Here is a 5,052-nt window from a genome sequence, read left to right as displayed (position 1 = left end):
TTCATCTACGTGATGAAGGACCTCTGCAAGGTCGTCCCTCCCAAGCGCGAGGTGCTCAAGGGCATCTGGCTGTCCTTCTACCCCGGCGCGAAGATCGGGGTCGTGGGACCCAACGGCTCGGGCAAGAGCACGCTGCTCCGCATCATGGCGGGCGTCGACACCGACTTCCAGGGCGAGGCCTGGCCCGCCAAGGGCACGCGCATCGGTTATCTGCCGCAGGAGCCCGAACTCGACCCGGCTCTGGACGTGCGCGGCAACGTCGAGGTCGCCGTGACCGAGCAGCGCTCCCTGCTGGCCCGCTACGACGAGGTCAACGCGCGCTTCGCCGAGCCCATGTCGGACGACGAGATGCAGGCGCTCATCGAGGAGCAGGGCCGCATCCAGGACGCCATCGAAGCGGGTGGCTTGTGGGATCTGGATCGCAGGATCGAGGTCGCGATGGACGCGCTTCGGCTGCCCCCGGGCGACGCCGAGGTCGGTCCCCTGTCGGGGGGCGAGCGGCGCCGGGTGGCGCTATGCCGCGTGCTCCTGTCGGAGCCCGACATGCTGCTGCTGGACGAGCCCACGAACCACCTGGACGCCGAGTCGGTGGCCTGGCTGGAGCGGCACCTGACCGAGTTTCGAGGCACCATCGTCGCCGTCACCCACGACAGGTACTTCCTGGACAACGTCGCCGAGTGGATCCTGGAGCTCGACCGGGGAGCGGGATTCCCCTACGAGGGCAACTACTCGTCGTGGTTGGAGCAGAAGCGAGAGCGGCTCCGGGTGCAGGAGAAGGGCGAGTCGGCCCGCCAGCGCACCCTGCAGCGCGAGTTGGAGTGGGTGCGCATGGCCCCGCGCGCGCGCCACGCCAAGGGCAAGGCGCGCCTCAGCGCGTTCGAGGAGCTGTCGGCGCGAGACCCGTCCGAGCAGATCCGCACGGCGGAGATCCTCATACCACCCGGGCCTCGGTTGGGCGATGAGGTGATCGTCGCCGAAGACCTGTCCAAGGCATACGGCGACAAGCTCCTGTTCGACGACCTTTCGTTCAGCGTCCCGCGGGGTGCGCTGGTGGGCATCATCGGACCGAACGGCGCGGGCAAGACGACCCTCTTCCGGCTGCTGACGGGGCAGGAGCAGCCCGACGGGGGCTCGCTGCGGCTGGGCCACACGGTCCGCCTGTCCTACGTGGACCAGTCCCGAGAAAGGCTCGCGCCCGACAACAGCGTGTGGCAGGAGGTCACCGGCGGGCGGGAGACGATCCCCGTAGGCAACGCCGAGATGAACAGTCGCGCGTACCTGTCGGGCTTCAACTTCCGCGGGCCCGATCAGCAGAAGAAGGTGGGCGTGCTGTCCGGAGGCGAGCGCAACCGCGTACACCTCGCCAAGCTCCTCCAGTCAGGCGGCAACGTCCTGCTGTTGGACGAGCCCACCAACGACCTCGACGTGGACACGCTGCGGGCGCTGGAAGACGCCATCCTGCGCTTCGCGGGCTGCGCGCTGGTGATCAGCCACGACCGCTGGTTTCTGGACCGCATCGCCACGCACATGCTGGTCTTCGAGGGGAACAGCGAGTTCCGCTGGCTGGAGGGCAACTTCCACGACTACGAGGAGGATCGGCGCCGCCGCCTCGGGTCGGACGCGGAACAGCCGCACCGCATCCGCTACCGGAAGCTGAGCGCCGGCTAGCCGGTCGATGGCCCGGCCACGCAAAGAATCTGGCTGCCGTTTGGAGGCGGCGTTACGTTGCACGCGGTCACTCTCCCCGGACTGACCACGGACATCACGGACATGGCCGACACGAACGGGTCGGACTCCCAGCCTTCCCCGCCGTCGGAGGATGCCCTCACGACGGCGGACATCTCGCTATCCAACGGCGGACCGAGGGGCGGGCGCGCATGGTCCATGCGCAACTGGCCCATCCTCTGGAAACTCCTGGCGATGGTCGCGGTCATCCTGGCGCTCACCACGGCGCTGGTCCTGTCCCTCATAAGCCGCGCCGGCGACGAAGCCGAGACCGTAGACAGGCTGGCCTTCCAGGAGGTGGGCGGGCTGGGTCGGGTGCTGAACATCGACCGGGACGCCTACCAGGCGGCGTTGGGGCTCGCCCACGCCGCGGCGGCCGTGGACCCCACCGAACGCGACCGGTGGCTCGCGTTCTACGACGAAAACATCGAACAGACCGGGAGCCGCCTGGACGCCTACCTCGGCATCGACCGGCTACAAGCCGAGCGGCGCGCCGTGGCCGAGCAAGCCGCGCGATCGCGCGCGGCGCTCGTCGACGCGGGAGGCGCCGCGCGCGGACTGATCTCGCGCTCCGCGGACCCCTCCAGCATCCGCGCGGCGTTGAGCCGAATGCAGAGCGCGCTGGACGACTTCCGGGTGCCCATCGACGAGCTCGAGCAGAGTCACGATGCACAAAGCAGCGGGCTCGGCAGCCAGGTGAAGGCTGACATCGAGTCGACGCGTCGCTGGGCCTGGTTGGGCCTGTTCGCGGTGGTCGTCCTGGGCTCGCTGCTGGCGTGGTACATCACCCGTCAGATCACGCGCCCGCTGGTGGTCGCCGTACGCAAGACGGAGCGCCTGGCGCGCGGCGACTTGACCGTGGGCCAGATCGATCACGACGGCTCCACGGAGATCACGCGGCGCGACGAGGTGGGCCGCCTGGTGCGCTCCTTCAACCTCATGCTCGAAGACTTTCGTGTTCTCCTGGGCCGCATCCGATCGGTGAGCGACGACGTCGCGGACAACGCGGGGGAGATCGCCAGCGTCGCGCACGAGTCCGCCAGCGCGGTCGTCGAGCTGGACGCGGCGATCGAGCAGATCGCCCAGGCGGCGCAGCAGCAGGCGCAGCGGAGCCAGGAAGTGGCGGGGGTGGTGGGCGAGATCTCGCAGGCCACGGCCGAGGTATCCTCGGCCGCGGTCGCGCTCGCCACGTCGTCGCAGTCCAGCGTCCAGGTCGCCCGCGAGGGCTCCGAGACGGTGGAACACGCGCTCCAGGGTATCCGTGAAGCGGGCGAGAGGGTGGGCCAGACGGCCCGCACGGTTGAAGCCCTGGAGGAGCACTCGGGGCGCATCGAATCCATCGTCGAGACGATCCTGGAGATCGCCGGGCAGACCAACCTCCTCGCCATCAACGCCTCCATCGTGGCCGCCCGCGCGGGTGAAGAGGGTCGCGCCTTCGGGGTGGTGGCGGGCGAGATCCGCAAGCTGGCCGAACGCGCCTCCGCCGCCGCCGCCCAGATCAGCGACCTGGTCGGCAACATCCGCTCGGGCGTCGCCGGGTCGGTGCACGCGATGAGAGACGAGGTGGGGCAGGTAGAGGCCGCGGTGCGCGAGGCCGGCCGGTCCGCCGAGGCGCTCCAGCGCATCGTCGCGTCTCTGGAAGCCACCAACGAGCAGGCGCAGGCCATTTCGGGCCGCGCGCGAAATATCGACGTCGCCGTGTCGCGCGGCCGCGCGGCGGTCGAGGACCTCGCCAGTGGCGCCGAAGAGGAGGCCGCCACGGCGGAAGAGATGGCCGCCCAGAGCTCCCAGGTCGGGGCCGCGGTGCGCAGGCTGGTCACCGAGGACGGCGCGGACGGAAACGGCAAGGTTGCGTCCGTCCAGGCGCTGGAGCGGACGGCGCTGGACCTCAAGGAGCTGCTCGGGCGCTTTCGGTTCTGAAGGGGGAGGCGCCGGACGCCTCCCCCTCTTTTTCTCGAGAGCGTGGGATAGTCTAGAGCGCCACCGCTAGACCGCCATTGCCCCGCTGATCGGCGCGAACAACTCCTCGGCGACCAGCAGGATCTCCGTCACCGCGTCGACTATGTCCACGAGCGCCTGGACCTCGACTTCCGTGAGCTCGCTGCCGTCGGGCCGCGTGAACTGCGGGTTGAGCGCCGTGCCGGCCACGAGAATCACGGGCGAGCCGTTGAACGTAATCTGGCCATCGATCGCCCCCGTGGCGCTCTCCGTCACGTTCAGGACCACCACGTCGGAGCCCTCGCGCAGGGTCATGGTCGACGCGAAACCGGACGTCTCCTGAGTCAGGTCCAGGGACGCGGCCGCCTGGAAGCCGAGCGACAGGCCCGCCACGTCGAACGCGTAGTCGACCGTGAAAGTCCCGGCGCCGGTCTGATCGAGCGACAGCCCCTGGTCCAGGTCGAAGGTGACCGTCTGGGTGCCGTCGGACACGAACCCTCTGGCCAGCAGCGTGACTGTCACCGTCTCCCCGACCACCTGGATGGAGACGTCGATGAAGTAGTCGACGAGCGTGACGTCGGACGCGCCCGACGTATCGACGAGCAGGATGCCGAGCCGCGTCGAGGCAGGGCTGCCGTCGTCGGTGAGGTCCAGGTAGCCGACCTCGACCAGCGGCTCCACCGGCAGCCGGGTCAGGGGGTTGATCGCGTAGGCGATGAACCGGACCCCGTTCGCGGGCGCGCCCGGCAGGGTGTCGTCGGGCACGTAGCCCGTTCCACCCCACACGAACGTCTTCCCCAGCAGATTGCTCGGGAAGATGGGTTCCGCCCCTACCGACGACGTCGCCGACAGGTTAGGCAGTAGCGCGGACGCGGCGAGGCCGAGCTTGGCGTCTCCCACCTCGGCGATGCCGGCGAGGCCGCCGGACTCCGGCGAGATCGAAGCCAGCGCCGGGAACAGCGCGGGAGCAGCGGCGGTGTTCGCCAGGCCCTGGGCCGCGAGCAGCAGGGTCGTGGTGGCGTCCTGGCTGACGGCGCCCAGGACCGCGTCCAGATCATTGGCCGCGGCCTGCTCGTCGAAATCGACCGGCGGAGCCGTGCCGTCGTCGTCGCCTCCGCACGCTACCAGCATGCCCGACAGGAGGAGGGTCGTGAGGGCGAACGAGCGCGCGCTGGTGCCCCCGCGGGTGTTCTTCCACATAGGTAATCCTGGATGTTGGTGACAGAACTGTCGGGGAGGGAGTAGCAAATTATACGGCCATCCGCGAACGCGGAAGTGTTTTGTGTAGAGTCTAGTGTGCCGGCGCGGAAGTCCCGTGTGCACCGAGGCGCGTGATGCGCCCGCGGGGCAAGGCGGAACGACGCGCCGTAGCCGTCGCTACGGCAAGGA

General features: G+C 69.4%; 3 protein-coding genes. 2 read left to right on the top strand and 1 reads right to left on the bottom strand.

Annotation, left to right across the window (positions count from 1 at the left end):
- Positions 1–1,668: energy-dependent translational throttle protein EttA (ettA, locus tag ABFS34_15695; protein MEN8376872.1), on the top strand; the 1,668-nt coding region annotated here is incomplete at its 5' end.
- A 57-nt stretch (positions 1,669–1,725) separates the two neighbouring features.
- The gene (locus ABFS34_15690; protein MEN8376871.1) at positions 1,726–3,645 is read left to right on the top strand and encodes a methyl-accepting chemotaxis protein; all 1,920 of its coding nucleotides are present in this window, start codon (positions 1,726–1,728) and stop codon (positions 3,643–3,645) included.
- Between the two features lie 66 nt (positions 3,646–3,711).
- Here the strand turns inward: ABFS34_15690 and ABFS34_15685 are convergent, their stop codons facing one another.
- Complete coding sequence (locus tag ABFS34_15685) at positions 3,712–4,863, bottom strand: hypothetical protein (GenBank protein MEN8376870.1); 1,152 nt, start codon at positions 4,861–4,863, stop codon at positions 3,712–3,714.
- Positions 4,864–5,052 lie beyond the last annotated feature (189 nt).

The organism is Gemmatimonadota bacterium (assembly GCA_039715185.1).
Lineage (GTDB): Bacteria > Gemmatimonadota > Gemmatimonadetes > Longimicrobiales > RSA9 > DATHRK01.
This window is presented reverse-complemented; position numbering and strand designations above follow the sequence as displayed.

Excerpts from the sequence above, each read along its gene's own strand:
- ABFS34_15685 (MEN8376870.1), bottom strand. The coding sequence starts at position 4,863 with ATGTGGAAGAACACCCGCGGGGGCACCAGCGCGCGCTCGTTCGCCCTC.